General features: G+C 56.3%; 20 protein-coding genes. 13 read left to right on the plus strand and 7 right to left on the minus strand.

Annotated elements, in window-relative coordinates:
• Positions 1-13 precede the first annotated feature (13 nt).
• The 6 genes from V6N04_RS09590 (at position 14) to grxD (ending at position 4956) form a co-directional block, all read left to right on the plus strand.
• Positions 14-907 carry a LysR family transcriptional regulator gene (locus tag V6N04_RS09590; RefSeq protein WP_371170004.1) on the plus strand — a complete coding sequence of 298 codons (894 nt, stop codon included), beginning with the start codon at positions 14-16 and terminating at the stop codon, positions 905-907.
• Positions 908-1354: 447 nt separating this feature from the next.
• Entirely contained in the window at positions 1355-3514 is a 2160-nt protein-coding gene (gene purL, locus V6N04_RS09595; RefSeq protein ID WP_371169921.1) for a phosphoribosylformylglycinamidine synthase subunit PurL, read from the plus strand.
• A 3-nt stretch (positions 3515-3517) separates the two neighbouring features.
• On the plus strand, positions 3518-4054 hold the full coding sequence (locus V6N04_RS09600; protein WP_371169922.1) for a hypothetical protein: 537 nt from the start codon (positions 3518-3520) through the stop codon (positions 4052-4054).
• 60 nt (positions 4055-4114) lie between these two features.
• A complete protein-coding gene (locus V6N04_RS09605) occupies positions 4115-4351 on the plus strand; it encodes a BolA family protein (protein ID WP_246935389.1) in 237 nt (78 codons plus the stop codon).
• Positions 4351-4566 (plus strand): hypothetical protein, encoded by a 216-nt coding sequence (locus V6N04_RS09610; protein ID WP_371169923.1) that lies wholly within the window; start codon positions 4351-4353, stop codon positions 4564-4566. The genes V6N04_RS09605 and V6N04_RS09610 overlap by 1 nt, the downstream gene beginning before the upstream one ends.
• A 27-nt stretch (positions 4567-4593) precedes the next feature.
• Positions 4594-4956 (plus strand): Grx4 family monothiol glutaredoxin, encoded by a 363-nt coding sequence (gene grxD, locus V6N04_RS09615; protein WP_371169924.1) that lies wholly within the window; start codon positions 4594-4596, stop codon positions 4954-4956.
• A 122-nt stretch (positions 4957-5078) separates the two neighbouring features.
• Here grxD and V6N04_RS09620 read toward each other — a convergent pair whose 3' ends face one another.
• Together V6N04_RS09620 and V6N04_RS09625 are read right to left on the minus strand one after the other, a co-directional pair.
• Positions 5079-5468 (minus strand): cell division protein ZapA, encoded by a 390-nt coding sequence (locus V6N04_RS09620; protein ID WP_371169925.1) that lies wholly within the window; start codon positions 5466-5468, stop codon positions 5079-5081.
• Entirely contained in the window at positions 5461-5991 is a 531-nt protein-coding gene (locus tag V6N04_RS09625) for a hypothetical protein (RefSeq protein WP_371169926.1), read from the minus strand. Before V6N04_RS09625 ends, V6N04_RS09620 begins: the two co-directional genes overlap by 8 nt.
• A 239-nt stretch (positions 5992-6230) precedes the next feature.
• Between V6N04_RS09625 and tkt the strand changes: the two genes are divergently transcribed.
• Together tkt and V6N04_RS09635 are read left to right on the plus strand one after the other, a co-directional pair.
• On the plus strand, positions 6231-8255 hold the full coding sequence (gene tkt / locus V6N04_RS09630; RefSeq protein WP_371169927.1) for a transketolase: 2025 nt from the start codon (positions 6231-6233) through the stop codon (positions 8253-8255).
• A gap of 103 nt (positions 8256-8358) precedes the next feature.
• The gene (locus V6N04_RS09635) at positions 8359-9228 is read left to right on the plus strand and encodes a DMT family transporter (RefSeq protein ID WP_371169928.1); all 870 of its coding nucleotides are present in this window, start codon (positions 8359-8361) and stop codon (positions 9226-9228) included.
• On the opposite strand, the gene V6N04_RS09640 is transcribed toward V6N04_RS09635, so the two are convergent.
• Positions 9212-10174: a DUF808 domain-containing protein gene (locus V6N04_RS09640; RefSeq protein ID WP_371169929.1), complete on the minus strand. Its 963-nt coding sequence runs from the start codon at positions 10172-10174 to the stop codon at positions 9212-9214. The two genes, V6N04_RS09635 and V6N04_RS09640, sit on opposite strands and share 17 nt — an antisense overlap.
• Before the next feature lie 247 nt (positions 10175-10421).
• Here V6N04_RS09640 and gap (V6N04_RS09645) point away from each other — a divergent pair, with 247 nt between their 5' ends.
• The 3 genes from gap (V6N04_RS09645) to gap (V6N04_RS09655) all read left to right on the plus strand — a co-directional run bounded on the left by gap (V6N04_RS09645) (position 10422) and on the right by gap (V6N04_RS09655) (position 12820).
• The gene (gap, locus tag V6N04_RS09645; RefSeq protein ID WP_371169930.1) at positions 10422-11420 is read left to right on the plus strand and encodes a type I glyceraldehyde-3-phosphate dehydrogenase; all 999 of its coding nucleotides are present in this window, start codon (positions 10422-10424) and stop codon (positions 11418-11420) included.
• Positions 11421-11538: 118 nt separating this feature from the next.
• Positions 11539-11682 carry a hypothetical protein gene (locus V6N04_RS09650; RefSeq protein WP_371169931.1) on the plus strand — a complete coding sequence of 48 codons (144 nt, stop codon included), beginning with the start codon at positions 11539-11541 and terminating at the stop codon, positions 11680-11682.
• A gap of 139 nt (positions 11683-11821) precedes the next feature.
• Complete coding sequence (gene gap / locus V6N04_RS09655) at positions 11822-12820, plus strand: type I glyceraldehyde-3-phosphate dehydrogenase (RefSeq protein ID WP_371169932.1); 999 nt, start codon at positions 11822-11824, stop codon at positions 12818-12820.
• Between the two features lie 424 nt (positions 12821-13244).
• Here gap (V6N04_RS09655) and coaD read toward each other — a convergent pair whose 3' ends face one another.
• From coaD to V6N04_RS09670, 3 genes are all read right to left on the minus strand, one after another.
• A complete protein-coding gene (gene coaD, locus V6N04_RS09660; protein ID WP_371169933.1) occupies positions 13245-13736 on the minus strand; it encodes a pantetheine-phosphate adenylyltransferase in 492 nt (163 codons plus the stop codon).
• A 93-nt stretch (positions 13737-13829) separates the two neighbouring features.
• Positions 13830-14264 (minus strand): CBS domain-containing protein, encoded by a 435-nt coding sequence (locus V6N04_RS09665; protein ID WP_371169934.1) that lies wholly within the window; start codon positions 14262-14264, stop codon positions 13830-13832.
• A gap of 107 nt (positions 14265-14371) precedes the next feature.
• A complete protein-coding gene (locus V6N04_RS09670) occupies positions 14372-15262 on the minus strand; it encodes a LysR family transcriptional regulator (protein WP_371169935.1) in 891 nt (296 codons plus the stop codon).
• Positions 15263-15443: 181 nt separating this feature from the next.
• On the opposite strand from V6N04_RS09670, the gene V6N04_RS09675 reads away from it, so the two are divergent.
• Entirely contained in the window at positions 15444-16943 is a 1500-nt protein-coding gene (locus tag V6N04_RS09675; RefSeq protein WP_371169936.1) for a CoA-acylating methylmalonate-semialdehyde dehydrogenase, read from the plus strand.
• Positions 16944-17006: 63 nt separating this feature from the next.
• On the opposite strand, the gene V6N04_RS09680 is transcribed toward V6N04_RS09675, so the two are convergent.
• Complete coding sequence (locus V6N04_RS09680; RefSeq protein WP_371169937.1) at positions 17007-17441, minus strand: hypothetical protein; 435 nt, start codon at positions 17439-17441, stop codon at positions 17007-17009.
• Positions 17442-17627: 186 nt separating this feature from the next.
• On the opposite strand from V6N04_RS09680, the gene V6N04_RS09685 reads away from it, so the two are divergent.
• Positions 17628-18761 carry a carboxylate-amine ligase gene (locus V6N04_RS09685; RefSeq protein ID WP_371169938.1) on the plus strand — a complete coding sequence of 378 codons (1134 nt, stop codon included), beginning with the start codon at positions 17628-17630 and terminating at the stop codon, positions 18759-18761.
• Positions 18762-18799 lie beyond the last annotated feature (38 nt).

An 18799-nucleotide genomic window follows, 5' to 3' on the forward strand; every position in this document is an offset into this window, starting at 1 on the left:
CGGTTCTTTCGTGATGGATTGGGACAAGCTCAGAATATTTCACGCGGTGGCAGATGCGGGGTCGCTGACCCATGCGGGCGATGCGTTGCATCTGTCGCAATCTGCGGTGTCTCGTCAAATTCGCGCGCTTGAGGAAAGTTTGAACGCCACTCTGTTCCACCGCCACGCGCGTGGACTGATTCTAACCGAACAAGGTGAGCTTCTGTTTGACGCCTCGCGCGCGATCAATCAGCGCATCGAGGCCGCCGTTGCCCGTATTCGCGACAGCAAAGAAGAAGTGTTCGGAGAACTGCGCGTCACCACCACAACCGCTTTCGGCTCGCTTTGGTTGGCCCCGCGCCTACCGAAACTATACGAGAAATATCCCGACCTAAAAATCGATCTGATGCTGGAAGAGCATGTACTAGACCTGCCGATGCGCGAAGCCGACATTGCGATCCGTATGAAAGAACCCAGCCAGGCGGACCTGATCCGCAAACGGCTGATGGATGTCCATATGCGCCTATACGCGACACCGACATACCTTGAAGAACACGGTGCGCCCGAAACGCTTGCCGATCTGTCTGATCATCGTCTGATTTGCCAAAACACTTCGTCTGCGCAGGTCCGGGCTGGTGCAACGCTGGTCCAAGAGCTCTTAACCAACGATGTGAAATCATTGCTTACCGTGAACAACTATTTCGGCGTGCTCCAAGCGGTCTTGCACAATTTGGGAATTGGCGTTCTGCCCGACTATGTCACGCAGGACATGCCAGAACTTCAGCGTGTGTTGCCCGAAGTTGAAAGCAACGAGATCCCGGTATTTCTCGCGTATCCCGAGGAACTGCGAGCATCAAAACGTATCGAGGCGTTCCGAGATTTCGTCATTGAAGAGCTGATCGAACACAGAAAAAATCGAAAGTCATAGCTCCGCCTACATTGCGCAGTTGGTTTTATCCAATAAATTTGATGTTTCTTTGCAACACAGCCCGATCGACAAAACCCGGTACGGTATACAATGGTCGACCGAACGAACTCCTTAACCCGTTCAAAACCCACGCAATCTTGGAGATTGGCTCTACCTAATAGCGATTACGTCCCATTTTTCGCGCCGAGCCATGCGTTTTCCGCATAGCCGCAATGCAGCAATTTCCCTTGATCCAACAGCAATGCACCCCTAATTTCAATTCAAAGCCGATGGTCGAGCATTCGCTCTAGTCGGTTTTTACCTCCCTGTTGGACTTGGCCGGGCTCTGCCCGGCCTTTTTTTTGCTTTCACGCCATTCTTCGTGGAAAACAAGGCGTCTTTGCCCTTTCCCAATGCCCCCCCTTCGCCTACAAGGCCGGGCATAGCCAGCCTAAGGGGGAAATGGGTATGCAAGAGCCAAAGATCACCGAGGACCTGATTGCCGCACACGGCCTAAAGCCGGACGAGTACGAATTGCTCCTCGAAATCATTGGACGCGAGCCTTCATTCACCGAGCTGGGCATTTTTTCAGCGATGTGGAACGAACACTGTTCCTATAAATCCTCTAAGAAATGGCTGCGCACCCTTCCGACAGACGGTCCCCAAGTGATCTGCGGCCCTGGCGAAAACGCTGGCATCGTCGATATTGGTGACGGACAGGCCGTGGTCTTCAAGATGGAAAGCCACAACCACCCATCGTATATCGAACCCTATCAGGGTGCGGCGACCGGTGTGGGCGGCATCCTTCGCGATGTCTTCACCATGGGCGCGCGCCCCATCGCGGCGATGAATTCGCTGTCATTTGGCGAGATTGATCACCCAAAAACCAAACAGTTGGTGAACGGGGTCGTTGAAGGCATCGGCGGTTACGGCAACTGTTTCGGCGTGCCCAATGTGGGCGGCGAAGTTCGCTTCCACCCCGCATATAACGGCAACTGCCTGGTGAATGCCTTCGCGGCGGGCTTGGCAGACACAGACAAGATTTTCTATTCTGCAGCCTCCGGTGTTGGCATGCCTGTCGTCTATCTCGGCGCAAAAACCGGTCGTGATGGGGTTGGTGGCGCGACGATGGCCTCAGCAGAGTTTGACGACACGATCGAAGACAAGCGCCCAACCGTTCAAGTTGGCGACCCGTTCACCGAAAAACGCCTGATGGAAGCCACGTTGGAGCTGATGCAGACCGGTGCCGTGATCTCGATCCAGGACATGGGGGCAGCGGGGCTGACCTGCTCAGCCGTGGAAATGGGCGACAAGGGTGGTCTTGGGGTAAAACTGAACCTCGAAGACGTTCCTCAGCGCGAAGACGACATGACAGCATATGAAATGATGCTGTCAGAAAGCCAGGAGCGTATGCTTATGGTATTGAAGCCCGAGAAAGAGGCCGAAGCCCGGGCAGTGTTCGAAAAGTGGGACTTGGACTTTGCAATTGTGGGCGAAACGCTCGCCGAAGATCGCTTTTTAATCATACACAACGGCGAGGTGAAGGCTGACTTGCCACTGTCGCCGCTCTCGGGTCGCGCGCCAGAATATGACCGACCATGGGTCGAGACCCCCGCCGTAGAGCCGCTTTCCGATGTGCCCGACATTGACCCAATTGACGGGCTAAAAGCGCTGATCAGCACCCCAAACCACGCCGCCAAACAATGGGTCTATGAACAATATGACCACATGGTTATGGCCGACACAGTCCGCGCACCGGGTTTGGGCGCAGGTATTGTACGCGTTCATGGCACCGACAAAGCGATTGCGTTCACGTCCGATGTGTCCCCTCGTTATGTCAAAGCCAATCCGTTCGAAGGCGGTAAACAAGCCGTTGCCGAGGCCTATCGCAACTTGACCGCCGTTGGCGCAAAACCCCTTGCCACGACCGACAACCTGAACTTCGGTAACCCCGAAAAACCCGAGATCATGGGGCAGTTCGTGGGCGCGATCAAAGGCATCGGAGAGGCCGTGGCCGCTTTGGACGTCCCAATCGTGTCTGGCAACGTATCGCTTTACAACGAAACAGACGGGCAAGGTATTTTGCCCACTCCGACCATTGGCGCCGTCGGCCTTCTGGAAAGCCTCGACGACATGATTGGTGGCATTGCACGCGACGGCCACGTGGCCATGGTTATCGGTGAAACTCATGGGCACCTTGGACAGTCCGCCCTGCTTGCCGAGGTCTTCAACCGCGAAGACGGAGACGCGCCGCATGTGGATCTTGCGGCAGAGAAGGCCCACGGCGACTTCATCCGCGCCAATCGCGAATTGATAAAGGCGTGTTCGGACTTGTCTGATGGCGGGCTGGCCCTTGCAGCCTTTGAAATGGCCGAAGCAGGTGGCGTTGGTGTCGTTCTGGACGCGTCGGACACCCCAACGCTCTTTGGAGAAGATCAGGCGCGATATCTGGTGGCGTGTAACTTCGACCAGGCTGAAGCGTTGATGATCGAAGCGGGACGCGCGGGCGTTCCCATCGCGTCAGTTGGACGTTTCACGGGTGATACGGTCAAGATGAGCCGATCCGAGGCTCCGTTGGTCGAGCTTGCCGAGATTTTCCGCACCGGCTTTGATCAGGCACATCGCTAAGCCATGACGCCCGCATCCGACCCACAGGACGTGTCCGCGCTGGTGTCTGACTGCGCATCTTGCGCAGGTCTGTGTTGCGTGGCCCCAGGGTTTGATGCAGGCGACGATTTCGCCTTCGACAAACGTGCGCTTGCCCCCTGCCGACACCTTGGCAATGACAATCTGTGCCGCATCCACGAAACCCTTGAAGATCAAGGCTTTCCGGGCTGCGCGCGGTTCGATTGTAAAGGCGCTGGCCCCTATGTGATGACCCACATCTTCCCACGCAAACGCTGGCGTAAGGATCGCGAAACGCTTGAGGCCATTGCTGAGGCCTACCGCCGGATGCGTGCCATCTGTGACATGATCGAGCTTTTTCGCGTGGCCGAGAAACTGCCCCTTTCCGTCCCGCAAGAGGAGGCACGCACAGCCATGCTGGACCGCCTTCTTCCCGCAACCGCGTGGAGCGCCGATGCACTCGCGGACGCCGAAGAGGCCGGCCTGTTAAACGACGCCCGCGCGGTGCTGACCAATTTTCGAGATGCCGCAACACGCCGCTAACCCTTGCAGCCCCCTGCCCCCGATCTTAGATTGGGGTGAAACACCAACGAGGTTCTAAACATGGCCATGGAAGCATCCGCAATCGAAGACCTGATCCGCGCAGGTTTTCCCGACGCCCAGATCACCATCACCGATCTGGCAGGCGACGGAAACCATTGGGCGGCCGAGGTCGTGGACGAAAGCTTTCGCGACATGAACCGAGTGCAACAGCAACGCGCTGTAAACGCGACCGTGCGTGCGCAGATCGACTCGGGAGAATTGCACGCGCTAGCGCTGACAACGAAGGTGCCGGAGTAATGTCCTTCTGGATGTGGTGGCTTTTATTTTCGGTGATTGTCGTGGCGGCCTCCATCTTCAAAATGTGGATAAAAGTGAAGTACCCAGCCGCAAAGCAAAACAAAGGCTACAACCAGAAAAGAAACGCGCCTGTAATGAATGAAAGTAGCATTCAAGGCAACAATACCTTGATTGGTATCGGAACGACAGACTGTTCAGGTGGCTCTTCGGATTGAGTGCCGAAATCGCAAAGGAATGAAGAAATGACCGACGCTAAAACCCGTATCGACGAAACCGTCAAAGCCAATGACGTGGTGCTTTATATGAAGGGCACGAAAGAGATGCCGCAGTGTGGGTTTTCATCCCGCGTGGCTGGTGTGCTGAACTTCATGGGCGTTGATTTCGCAGATGTAAATGTGCTTGCAGACGAAGAAATTCGTTCCGGCATCAAAGACTATTCCGACTGGCCAACCATCCCTCAGCTTTACGTCAAAGGTGAGTTTGTGGGCGGCTGCGACATCATCACCGAGATGACGCTGTCGGGCGAGTTGGACACGCTCTTTGATGACAATAGTGTCGACTACAACAAGGAAGCCGCTGACAAAATTCGCGAAGCGAACGGTTGATCGCCCGGCTTGGGGGCGCTGCCCCCGATGCAAATCAAGGATTTGCATCACCCCCGGGATATTTTTGACAAGAAAAAGCGCCCGTCACGATCAAGTGTCGGGCGCTTTTTGTTTTGAGGCAGTTAGCCGGCTTTTGCTTTGTCTTCGACTTCAGCAGCCATGGCTTCCGCGCGGGCGGCGATCTCGGCCAGGGTGTCCGTCACCGCGTCGGGGATCACTGGCACTTCGACCTTTTGCGGGGCGGCGTTTTGCAGCGCATAAATCTGCGCCTCGAGATCGGCGACGCGCTGATCGGACAGTTTGACCTTATCCTCCATCCCCGCGGTTTTGTCCGCCAACATCAACCCGGCCATAAGGAGCATCCGGCTTTCCGTAAGATTGCTCATCTGGCTCACAAGGACGGATGCTTCGTTGTCCAGCATCTTCGCCGCCGTGGTCAGAAAGTGTTCTTCGCCTTCTTGGCAGGCTACTTCAAACGTCCGTTTGCCGATTGTAATGGCGACTTCAGGCATCGGTCCCCTCCTTTTCAGTGGGCGTGGAAGAGGCAGCCTTAGGCGCGCCTGGGTCATTTTCGGCAATCAATTGCCCGAGCTCTCCCAGAACCGCATCCAACTCGGCACGATCGGCGGCCTGCGCAACACGCAAACCTTCGAGCTCGGCCTGCAAGGAGCTGTTAACAAGATCAGGATCGGCGACACCATCGCTGACCGCCTGCCGCAAAGCATCGTTGTTTGCGCGCAGGTCCGCGTTCGCTTGTCGAAGCTTCATGATGATCGCCTCGTCTGCCGATAATTGCGTGGCCGCACGTTCGATGTCACCACGCATTTTGCCTAGCCCATCTGAATGAGATTGCTGCAATGCGGCCATACGCTCATCCAGCTGGCTATTGGCTGTTTTCTCGTCTTCCAGCTCGGTTTTCAACCGCGCCAGTTCTTCTTCCGCTCCGTCCGACTGAGGGGCCAGCGCCGAAAGGCCTGTGCTGATCCGCTCAAGCGCGGTGGTGATGCGGGTTTCCAGTTCGGAAATATCACTCATGTTCTGCCCTGAACCATTCTACTCGCCCAAATTTGTCACATGCCTGTCGTGCTGACAACACAAGGCATTCGGGCGAATCGGCCCCGTGTGTCCATATGTTGATCTTAGCCGACCCCAGATAGAAATGCGCCCCTCGTTCTTTTCCAAGCACTTGGCAGGTGACATGCACGCGCGCTTGACCCGTGGCGCACGGCTGTTATCAGGGGTCCAACTGCAACTTTTCCAAAGGATGTTGACCGTTGGACATCGCCACGCTTCGTAAGACCCACCCCGATCACTGGAAAAAAGCCGCTGCAATCCGATCGCTGACGCTGGACGCCGTTGCCGCTGCAAACTCGGGCCACTCGGGCATGCCAATGGGCATGGCCGATGTGGCGACAGTGCTTTATGAAAATCACCTGAAATTTGATGCGGCAGCGCCGCGCTGGGAAGACCGCGACCGGTTCATCCTGTCGGCTGGCCACGGATCAATGTTGATCTATTCTCTATTGCATTTGACTGGCTATGCGGATGTGACGCTCGACCAGATCAAAGATTTTCGCCAATGGGGTGCCATCACCGCAGGCCATCCCGAGTTCGGGCATGTGTCTGGCGTCGAGACGACAACCGGCCCACTGGGTCAAGGTATCGCGAATGCCGTCGGTTTCGCCATGGCCGAAGAGATCCAGCGCGCAAGGTTCGGCAAAAAGATCGTCGATCACTATACCTATGTGATCGCGGGTGACGGCTGTCTTATGGAAGGTATCAGCCAAGAGGCCATCGGCCTTGCTGGACGTCACCAGTTGGCCAGGTTGGTCGTGCTGTGGGACAACAATGATATCACCATCGACGGCAAGGTCTCGCTGTCAGATCGCACAGATCAGGTGATGCGTTTCAAAGCCTCTGGTTGGCATGTGCAAGAGATCGATGGACATGATCCTGAGCAGATCGATGCCGCAATCACCAAAGCCAAATCCACCGGCAAACCGTCGATGATCGCCTGCAAAACCCATATCGCTTTGGGCCATGCAGCGCAGGATACGTCGAAAGGTCACGGCGCATTGACGGATGCCGAGCAGCTAAAGGCCGCAAAAAAGGTCTACGGCGCACCGGCCGGCGCTTTCGAAGTTCCAGCAGACGTAAAAAAAGCCTGGAAGGCCATTGGGGCCAAAGGCGCAGAGGCACGCGCCGATTGGGAGGCACGTTTCGCTTCGATCAGCGAGCGCAAGCAAGCCGAATTCAAACGCGCCTACGCACTGGACGTTCCAAAGAAACTTGGGGGAGCGGTGCGTCAACTCAAACGCAAGATCGCGGAAGAGCAGCCCACCGTGGCGACACGCAAGTCATCGGAAATGGCGCTTGAGGTGATCAACCCCGTATTGCCAGAAACCATCGGCGGTTCCGCTGACCTGACAGGTTCGAACAACACAAAGACCGGCGATCTTGGGGTATTTGATACCGACAACCGCAAGGGGCGCTATATCTACTGGGGCATCCGCGAACACGGTATGGCGGCTGCGATGAATGGGATGACCCTGCATGGTGGCATGCGCCCCTATGGCGGTACATTCTTCTGTTTCACCGACTATGCCCGCCCTGCTATGCGTTTGGCATCCTTGATGAAAATCCCAACCGTTTTCGTGATGACCCACGATTCTATCGGGGTTGGCGAAGACGGCCCGACCCACCAACCGGTGGAGCATCTGGCGATCTGTCGTGCGACGCCCAACAGCTATACTTTCCGCCCAGCGGATACTGTGGAAACGGCTGAAGCATGGGAACTGGCGCTGACTTCTAAGGATGTGCCGTCGACCATGGTATTAACCCGTCAGAACCTGCCGACCCTTCGCACGGATTACAAACAAAAGAACCTGACCGCACAGGGCGCTTATGTGTTGGCCGACGCCGAGGCAGGCAAGCGTCAGGTGATCCTGATTGCCACCGGTTCGGAAGTGTCGCTGGCAATGAACGCCCGTGCGGCGCTTGAGGCTGAAGGTATCGGAACCCGCGTGGTCTCGATGCCGTGTATGGAGATATTCGCTCAGCAAGACGAAGCCTACCGTCGCAAAGTGCTGCCTCCGGGCCCGGTGCGCGTCGGCGTCGAGGCCGCCGTTCGTGACAGTGGTTGGGATCGCTGGCTGCTGGGCGAACGCGGTCGCGAAGCCAAAGCGGCTTTCGTCGGGATGGAGGGCTTTGGCGCCTCAGCCCCCGCAGCGACGCTGTTTGAGAAGTTCGGCATCACAGCAGAAAACGTTGTCACACAGGCAAAGAACCTTTTGGGGTAGGCCTGTAACACCTCCGACAAGCACGCCCCGTCAGATCACTGGCGGGGCGTTTTTGTGCCGGCTGCATGATGACATGGGCCTAGGATCAACAGGGACAACATGAATGAGTGACAATCTACGCGGTGCTGTTTTCATGGTCTTGGCGATGGCCACCTTCGCGCTGGAGGACATGGCATTAAAGGCAGCCGCACAAGACATCCCAATCGGACAAGCCGTCACCATGCTTGGCATTGCAGGAACCTTGGTTTTTATAGCGATGGCCCGCTTGCAAGGTGACAGGGCCTTCCACCCCGCCCTGCTTGGAAAGGTGCTGATCATCCGGTCGGGCTTTGAGGTGTCGGGCCGCCTGTTTTATGCGCTCGCCATTGTTCTAACACCGCTTTCAAGCGCGTCTGCGATCTTGCAGGCCACGCCCCTTGTCGTGGCTCTGGGTGCTGTTTTCGTGTTTGGCGAGACGGTCGGATGGCGGCGCTGGATGGCCATTCTTGTCGGGTTGGGTGGCGTTTTGATGATTTTGCGCCCCGGTTTCGATGATTTTGATCCGCTTTCGATTTTGGCTGTGCTGGGCATGATCGGCTTTGCCGGGCGCGATTTGGCGACACGCGCAAGCCCGGTGACCATGTCCTCTGCGCAATTGGGTGTTGCTGGCTTTATCGTGCTCACGTTTTCGGGGCTGGTCTTGCTTCTCGTTTCGGGCGAGGTCGCGGCCCCCACCCTCCGCAGTCTCTTGCTGGTTGGGCTGGCAACGCTGGTCGGCGTGATCGCCTACAACGCGTTGACCATCTCTATGCGGGTCGGAGAACTATCTGTCGTAGCCCCATTCCGATACTCGCGCCTACTGTTCGCACTGATCCTTGGCGTCGCCGTATTCGGCGAACGGCCAGATTTCTGGACACTGTTGGGAAGCGCCATCATTGTCGCCAGCGGATTGTTCCTGCTGGCAAGAGGCCGGCCCGCTAAGCCTTCCCTTTAAACACCGCCTGCCAGACCGGCCCGATCACGCGGGTCGCGACCGGAATGATCAGAATGCCAAGCACAAGGCCGATGATGCCGTCCAGTGTGGCTGTTACCGCCCATTCGACAAAACCCGCCATACTGGGAACGGCGTGCGCCGCCTCGACCGCAATATGGTGAATGAATTCATAGGGTTGGTGCACGCCCATTTCATGAAGACCGTGAATGATGATCGAACCGCCGACCCAGATCATCGCGGCTGTACCGATAATCAGCAGAAGTTTCATAAAGCTGGGCATCGCATTGACGATCCAACGGCCCAAGGCTCGCGTTGCCGCCAATCTACCTTTGCCCGCCAATAGCAGCCCAAAATCGTCCATCTTCACGATAAGCGCCACTGACCCATAGACAGCCACGGTGATGCCGATGGCAACAACGGCCAAGGTCGCGGCTTCCATCCAAATGTTGCTTTCGGGGATTGCCGCAAGCGAAATGGTCATGATCTCGGCTGAGAGGATGAAGTCGGTTTTGATCGCACCGGCGATCTTCTCTTCCTCCAGTTGTGCCGGGTCGCCTTCTTCATGTTCGGCGTGGTCCCACTTATGTTCATGCGGGAACAGGACATGCCAAACCTTCTCGGCCCCTTCAAAGCACAGATAAGCGCCGCCTAGCATCAAAAGCGGGGGGATTAGCCATGGTGCAAACGAGGATAAGAGCAAAGCGATGGGCAAAAGGATGATCAACTTATTTTTGATCGATCCCCAGGCGATACGGCCGATGATCGGCAGTTCGCGCTTGGCTTCAAACCCCTGAACGTATTTCGGCGTTACAGCGGCATCGTCAATCACCGCACCAGCTGCTTTCGCACCCGCTTTTGCCGCCTGCGCTGCCACGTCATCAATCGACGCAGCCGCTATTTTCGCAATACCCGCCACATCATCCAGAAGCGCGATCAAACCACTCATGACACCTGCCTTTTGCTTGCCTCGCCGGAGAGCTTAATCACTTTCGCAGCCGGGGTGAAGCGTTTGGCCGTGAAACATTTTACATGCAAGCCACCAAGATCGTTTGCGCTAACGTCCCTAACCAGCGCCATGTTTTCGCTAACAAGCTGGTGTCAAACGCATTTTCCGGGTTGGGCGAAGGCGTCTGGAACGGTATATCAGCCCAAAGTCTTGTGGCCAGCGCGCCAGAATCTGAGGGGAAGACACAATGACTGTCACTGTTGGCATCAACGGGTTTGGCCGAATTGGCCGCTGCACTCTGGCACAAATCGCTGCATCGGGGCGCAATGACATCAATGTGGTCAAGGTCAACGCGACCGGGCCTTTGGAAACAGCCGCGCATCTTCTGAAATACGACAGCATTCACGGCCGCTTCCCAAATGAAATCGCTGTCGGCGACAACACATTGGATGTCGGTCGTGGCCCGATGCAAATGATGTCGACCTACGATATGGGCGAACTGGACTGGACCGGCTGCGACGTTGTTTTGGAATGCACCGGCAACTTCAACGATGGCGAAAAGGCCAAACGCCATATTGAACAAGGCGCACGCAAAGTTCTGATCTCGGCCCCAGCAAAGAACGTGCAAAAAACCATCGTCTTGGGCGTGAATGACAAAGAACTTGAAGCGCATCACAACATGGTCTCAAACGGATCGTGCACCACCAACGGTCTGGCCCCGCTGGCCAAGGTTCTGCACGAGGCGCTGGGGATCGAACGCGGCATCATGACGACGATCCACTCCTATACCGGCGACCAGCCGACGCTGGACCGCCGCCACAGCGACCTCTACCGCGCCCGCGCGGCAGCGATGGCGATCATCCCAACCTCGACCGGCGCTGCTAAAGCGTTGGGAGAGGTGCTGCCAGAACTGGCTGGCCGCTTGGACGGAACCGCGATGCGCGTGCCGACCCCAAATGTGTCGGCCATTGACCTGACATTCGAAGTGGGACGCGACACCAGCGTAGAGGAAGTGAACCAAATCGTACGTGAAGCGTCGGAAGGCGCAATGTCGCGCGTGTTGGGATATGATCCGGAGCCCAAGGTTTCGGTGGACTTCAACCACACCGAACAAAGCTCGATCTTTGCGCCAGACCAAACCAAAGTCGTCGGAGGCCGCACCGTTCGGGTCATGGGTTGGTATGACAACGAATGGGGCTTTTCGACCCGCATGGCAGATGTTGCCGTGAAAATGGGATCGTTCTGAGCCATCCCTCTTTCAGATTTATTAACCCCTGCCCTGTTAACGTGGCGGGGGTTTTCTTTTGCCCTTGCCCCGCCCCCGCAGCCATTGCAACATTGCCCGCACCGATGCAGGAGCAAAGATGACCAACCAGATCGCGCTATATCTTGGGCTTCTGATTGTCGGCCTGATTGGTACAGACCTGATTTTTTTTGATGGTGCCGCACTGTTGTTTCTGTCCAAGAAATTCCTCGCCTTTACCGAATGGATCGCCTTCTGGCGCTAGGCCAGCCTGCACCGTTTCACCGCCCTGTGATCCGATCCGCTCTTGACCTTTTCGGTGAAATGTTGATGTTAGCGCTCACACAGGCAAGCTGGCACGGCTGAGCGATTTGGCGTGCGCCCCTTATGCAAGGAAGACGATTATGACTGTCAAAGTGGCTATCAACGGGTTTGGGCGTATCGGGCGACTGGTGCTGCGCGCCCTGCATGAAGCGGGCCGGAAGGATATCGAGGTGGTTGCGATCAACGATCTTGGTTCGGTCGAGATGAACGCGCACCTATTGCAGTTCGACAGCGTACATGGTCGTTTCCCCAATAAAGTCACCTTTGGCGATGACTGGATTGATGCGGGTACTGGCAAAATGGCCGTGACCGCCATTCGCAATCCCGATGACCTTCCATGGAAGAATGTCGACATTGTTCTGGAGTGCACCGGCATTTTCACCGGCGACAAGGCGCTCGTACATCTTGGCAACGGTTCGAAACGTGTTCTCGTATCGGCACCGTCGTCGGGGGCTGACAAGACCATCGTTTACGGTGTGAACCATAACACGCTGACAGCGGACGACGTGCATGTCTCGAATGCATCCTGCACCACCAATTGCTTGGCTCCCGTTGCCAAAGCACTGAACGACGCCATCGGGATCAACAAGGGGTTCATGACCACAATCCACTCCTACACCGGCGATCAACCAACGCTGGATACGCTACACAAGGACTTTTATCGCGCCCGCGCCGCCGCGATGAGCATGATCCCAACCACCACTGGGGCCGCCCGCGCGGTCGGCTTGGTCATGCCCGAGTTGGCAGGTAAGTTGGACGGTGTTGCCATTCGGGTGCCAACCCCGAACGTATCCTGTGTGGACCTGACATTTGAAGCCGCCCGCGACACCACGATAGACGAAGTGAACGCGGCCGCAATTGCCGCCGCAAACGGCCCGCTGAAAGGGGTCCTCGATATTGTGGACCGCCCGTTGGTATCCAGCGACTTTAACCACGACCCGCATTCATCAAACTTCGCCGTCGATCAGACCAAAGTTCTGGATGGCAATATGGTGCGCGTGCTGAGCTGGTATGACAACGAGTGGGGTTTCTCTAACCGGATGCTCGACACCGCGGTTGAAATGGCCAAGCACCTATAAGCCAAAATTACGTCTTGCAGAAAGCCGGGGATCAACCCCGGCTTTTTTGTTTCTAACGACCCCGCAGGCCGTCACCAAGGAAGCTTCGCTGTGTCCTTCGTGGTGACTGAGATCAGTAAGCCGGTGGGATTGACCGAAGGCCGCCGCCTTCAACTGGCGGCACGGGATGGAAAATCAACCAGCCTTTGCATTATCCCTGAAGGAATGGGATGCAATGCGACCGAGACTCGCTGGCACTGCGCGCCCATTTTCGCCCCATCCAATTCACCACGACAGTCTTGGAAACTTATCAAGAATAAAAAGGGAGCCTTAGGTACTTGGCAGGTTCAATGGGACTGGGCGGCACGCCATATCACTGTGCTTCCCCCGGTGGGTCGACAATCCGCCTTGGAAATGGCGCCATTACCATAACCCTTGCAGCAGTTCACCCAATCTTCGCCAAAAGCCGATGCTTCACCTCTGGCGTCACGAATTTCGAGACGTCGCCCCCCAGCTTGGCAATCTCCTTCACCAGTTTCGACGCGATCGCTTGGTACTTAGCCTCTGCCATCAGAAAAACCGTTTCGACGCTATCGTCCATCGCGCGATTCATGCCAACCATTTGATATTCATATTCAAAATCCGTCACAGCCCGAAGGCCGCGGATTATGATTTGGGCTCCAACATCTTTGGCACAGTCGATAAGAAGGTTCTCAAACGGATGTGCGACGATCTCGGTGCCCGTCTCACGGCTCAGTTGCGCGCATTCGGCTTCGACCATCGCGACCCGCTCTTCCAACGAGAACATGGGCCCTTTCCCAGTGTTGATCGCGACCCCGATCACCAGTCGATCCACCAAAGCGCAGCCGCGCCGAATGATATCGGTGTGCCCCAAAGTGACGGGGTCAAAAGTACCGGGATATAGTCCGACGCGCATTATCAGGCCTCCTTACGATGGGCGCACGCAACAATAATAGGCACGTCATTGCAAGTTTTTTCCGCACCGCAGCGTATTCCTACTGAATGCGCCTCAGTACCCCATAATCATGTTTTTCAGTGCATCGGCCTGCTGCGACAACTCGTCCAGACGCGCCTTAACCACATCACCGATCGAGACCAAACCGACCATTTCTTCGCCCTCAAGCACAGGCATGTGGCGAAAGCGGCCCTCTGTCATCGTTTGCAAAACCTGAATTGCACGGTCACCAGGCGCGCAGGTGATCAATTCGGATGTCATCAGGTCGTCCACGGGCTGATCCAAACATCCTGTACCTACTTTTCCCAACGCTGACACGATGTCGCGCTCCGACAAGATACCGGCCGGGCGAACACCGTCTTCGGATACAATCACAGCACCGATTTTCTTTTCAGAGAGAAGGTTCGCAGCATCCGCAACTTTGCTGCCGGGCTTCACCGTCGCAACACCCGCCAGTGATTTATCTTTAAGGATCTGGTGAATGAGCATGTGGCCCTCCTGTTAAGTAAAAAGCTAGTATTTTTCTGTCTTTAGCGTCGCCCCAAGCGCAACAATATGTCAAGGGCTGTTTGCATTTGCAGAAAAGGAAATCTCTGTCAGGCCAACCCCTCTAGCCGCGCCACTTCTTCCCGTATCCCTCGTGCCAGCTCCTCGGCCACACGGGCGAACCGTTCAACGCGCGCATCCCCTTCATGCCGGATCAGATAGAAAGATCGTGTAATCGATAACTCATCCATCAAAACGCGTCGTAAATTTGGCGCAAAGGGCAAGATAAAGTCATGGGTCACTCCGACCCCGCCGCCCTGTCGCACCATGCCCAGCTGGACCGACACCAAATTCGAGGCAAGCGCGACACGCTCCACACCCAAATCCGTTAAGAAATCAAGCTCTGGATAGAAAATCATGTCCTGAATGTATCCCACCACCGGATGCGCCGGCAGGTCGTCGAGCGACCGCAATGGCGGCGCGCCTGCCAGGTAATCTTCAGACGCCGCCAGATGTAGATGATAGTCACTGACTTTTTGAACCGTAATCCGACCGGTCTGTGGCGGCGATACCGTGATCGCCATATCTGCCTCGCGCTTCGACAGGTTGATCACACGCGGCAAGGCGACGATCTGCAACTCAAGCTCTGGGTGCTCCTTTTGAATAGCCGCGCAAACCTGTGGCAAAATGAAACTGGCGCACCCATCGGTGGCCCCAATGCGCACCTGACCCGACAACCGCCCCGTGTGACCCTCAAGGTCATCCACCCCGGACAGGACGGCTCGCTCTGCCCGCTCGGCATAGGCCAGCAAACGCGATCCGCCCTCCGTCAAAGCATATCCCTGCGGTGATTTGGTAAATAGCGGCACCCCTAAATCGCCCTCAAGCTTTGCGACCCGGCGACCAACTGTAGCTGCATCACGCTTCAACACCTTGCCCGCGCGAGACAAGCTCTCTCCCCGGGCCACAGCCAAAAAAACCCTCAGATCATCCCAGTCCACGTCTCAATGCCCTTTTTCTTGTCACAAATATCCCGGGGACGGTGCAAATCCCCGATTTGCGCCGGGGGCAGAGCCCCAACCCACGTCCTTTTGCATATTTGCAAAACCTTTTTGGAAAACTTCCCCTTTTCACAGCATATTTGCAAGCCTAACCTCTGCGCGAAACCCTGGGAGATCTACCATGAAAAATATCGGTCATTTCATCAATGGCGCAGAAGTTGCAGGCACCACCGGCCGCACCTCTGACGTCTTTAACCCCGCAACCGGCGAAGTGCAGGCCCATCTGGCCGTGGCCTCCGCTGCCGAAGTGGATGAGGTTATCGCCAAAGCCTCTGCGGCGCAGGTTGCCTGGGGTGCCACCAACCCGCAGAAACGCGCCCGCGTTATGATGCAGATGGTCGCGTTGATGAACCGCGACATGGATAAGCTGGCCGAGGCCCTGTCCCGCGAGCACGGCAAAACCATCCCAGACGCCAAAGGCGATCTTCAGCGCGGCCTAGAGGTGGTGGAATATTGCATCGGCGCCCCGCAAATGCTGAAAGGCGAATACACCGATGATGCCGGTCCCGGCATTGACATGTACTCCATGCGCCAGCCGCTGGGCGTCGTCGGATCGATCATGCCGTTCAACTTCCCCGCTATGATGCCTTTATGGCACGTGGCCCCTGCACTGGCCTGTGGCAACGCGGTTGTATTGAAGCCGTCAGAACGCGATCCATCGGTCCCCATGATGCTGGCTGAACTTTTCGTCGAGGCAGGCCTGCCCGCCGGGTGTTTCCAAGTCGTCAACGGCGATAAAGAAGCCGTGGATGCGATCCTCGACAACGAAACAATCATGGGTGTGTCCTTTGTGGGCTCGACCCCAATTGCCCAGTACATCTACTCACGCGCGACCGCCAACGGCAAGCGTGCGCAGTGTTTCGGCGGGGCCAAAAACCACATGATCATCATGCCGGACGCCGACATTGATCAAGCGGCAGATGCGCTGATCGGGGCTGGCTTTGGCGCGGCTGGCGAACGCTGCATGGCTATTTCGGTGGCGGTCCCTGTGGGCGAAGAAACTGCGGATCGACTGATCGATGCCTTGGTTCCGCGTGTGGAAAAACTGCGCGTTGCCCCCTACACCGATGGCGACGATGTAGACTACGGCCCTGTCGTAACCGCCGAAGCAAAACAACGTATCCTTGGCCTGATCAACTCTGGCGTCGAGCAAGGTGCCAAGCTGGTCGTCGACAATCGCGACTTCAGCTTGCAGGGATACGAGAATGGTTTCTTTGTTGGCCCGCATCTTTTTGACAATGTGACCACCGACATGGACATCTACACGCAAGAGATCTTCGGCCCGGTGCTGTCAGTTGTGCGCGCCAAGACCTATGAAGAGGCCATCGGCATGGCCATGGATCACGAGTATGGCAACGGCACCGCGATCTATACCCGAGATGGCGATACAGCCCGTGACTTTGCACACCGCATCAACATTGGGATGGTTGGCATCAACGTTCCGATCCCTGTGCCGCTCGCCTATCACACCTTTGGTGGTTGGAAAAAATCGATGTTCGGTGACTTGAACCAGCACGGCCCCGACAGCTTCAAGTTCTATTCGCGCACCAAGACCGTGACCTCGCGCTGGCCGTCAGGCATCAAGGAAGGTGGCGAGTTTAACTTCAAAGCGATGGACTAATTCACCGTCGCTTGACCGCGACAGAGTTTGATATTGAATGCCCCGGCTCGTCCGGGGCATTTTTTATGCCAGCGTTTGGCCGCCCGTAAGCCGTTCAACGAAGGTATCGATATCATCCCCTTCCAGCCCGAGAAACGACAGTGCATCTGCCGAATTCCGAAACACGTCCATGTCGCTTGGGAAGTTCTCCTGCGCGAGTTGTTCGAAGGCGCGGACCATCACAAAAGTTTCAGGCCGATCAGCCAAAAAAGCGATCCGCCTTGCCGCGGGATAGGTTTCATAAAGCTTCTTTTGCATATTCACGTATTCGGCCGATCCAGACGATAGGTCGTCAACTGTCCGCAGTCGACGCAAATCGACAAACACCAACCGGCCTTCCCGCGACCCGATTTCAATGATCCATTCAGCGATCTTGGCGGACAGCAAAGCAAACTCGATATGTCCGGTGCAGCAGACAAACAGAAAATTCAGATCGCTATAATACGTGGCCTTAATCACCCAATTTCCCCCGGCGTGGCCTTATCCCCTATTGAACGCCATCAAGTGACCTAAGGTCAACATGCAATTTTAGATTGATCCTGGATGTCAACGCCGCCTCGCTAAACGCGAGTGCTCTGCGGAACTTGTTGAATTGCACCTTTGATGCAAAGCTGGATGTAGTCTGACCCCGCAAAAGGATGCGCCATGGCTTTGCAAGAACCGCCGTTTTCAATTGGCATCGAGGAAGAATACCTTCTCGTCGACGCAGTGAACCTGACATTGGCTCAGGCACCCGACCAATTGATGCAGGACTGCATGGCCGAGCTGGATGGCCAGGTGAGCCCTGAATTTTTGCAGTGTCAGATTGAGGTCGGAACCCGGGTTTGCCAAAATATCAGTGAAGCCCGGGAGGACTTAAAGCGACTGCGGTCCACGGTTTCCAAACACGCCGCCAACTATGGTCTGGCTCCCATTGCCGCCTCGTGCCACCCATTTGCAGATTGGAAAGAGCAGCATCACGTCGACAAGGACCGCTATAACGATCTGCAACGTGATCTGGCGGGTGTCGTGCGCCGTATGCTGATTTGCGGCATGCACGTACATGTGGGCATCCCCGACCCAGACACACGGATCGATCTGGTCAACCAGCTCAGTTATTTCCTGCCGCACCTACTGGCTCTCTCTGCAAGCTCTCCGTTCTGGCAAGGTGATGATACCGGGCTCGCGTCGTACCGCTTGACTGTGTTTGATAACCTGCCCCGGACGGGTCTGCCGCCTCATCTATCTGGCTGGTCCGAATTCGAGCGCTCAGTACAAGCGCTGGTCGATATAGGCGTGATCGAGGACAGTTCGAAGATCTGGTGGGACCTGCGTCCATCTTCCCATTTCCCAACCATCGAATCCCGCATTTGCGACGTTCAGCCGCGGTTGGAGCACACACTTAGCCTCGCCGCGCTCACTCAATGCCTCACCCGGATGTTGTGGCGGCTCAAGGCCAAAAACCAGCGCTGGCGCGTCTACGATAATTTCCTCGTTGGGGAAAACCGATGGCGTGCACAACGGTATGGCATAAACGAAGGACTGGTCGATTTCGGGATCGGTGCAATTACCGACTTCCACGCCTTGCTAGAAGAGATGCTCAGCTTGATCGAACAAGATGCTGACCAACTGGGGTGCCTGCAAGAAGTCTCCGCTGCCAAAGACATTCTAACGATGGGCGTCTCAGCCGATCGACAACGTGGCGTCTTCCAAGAAAGCCAAAAGGCCGGAAAATCAAAGGACGACGCCCTTCGCGACGTGGTCCGCCATCTTGTGGAAGAGTACCATGCTGACCTTTAAGGGCACGCCCCGATCCCACCCTCAGAAATGGTATTGCG

The sequence above is a fragment of the Aliiroseovarius conchicola genome (genome assembly GCF_041403445.1).
Classification (GTDB): Bacteria; Pseudomonadota; Alphaproteobacteria; order Rhodobacterales; family Rhodobacteraceae; genus Aliiroseovarius; species Aliiroseovarius conchicola.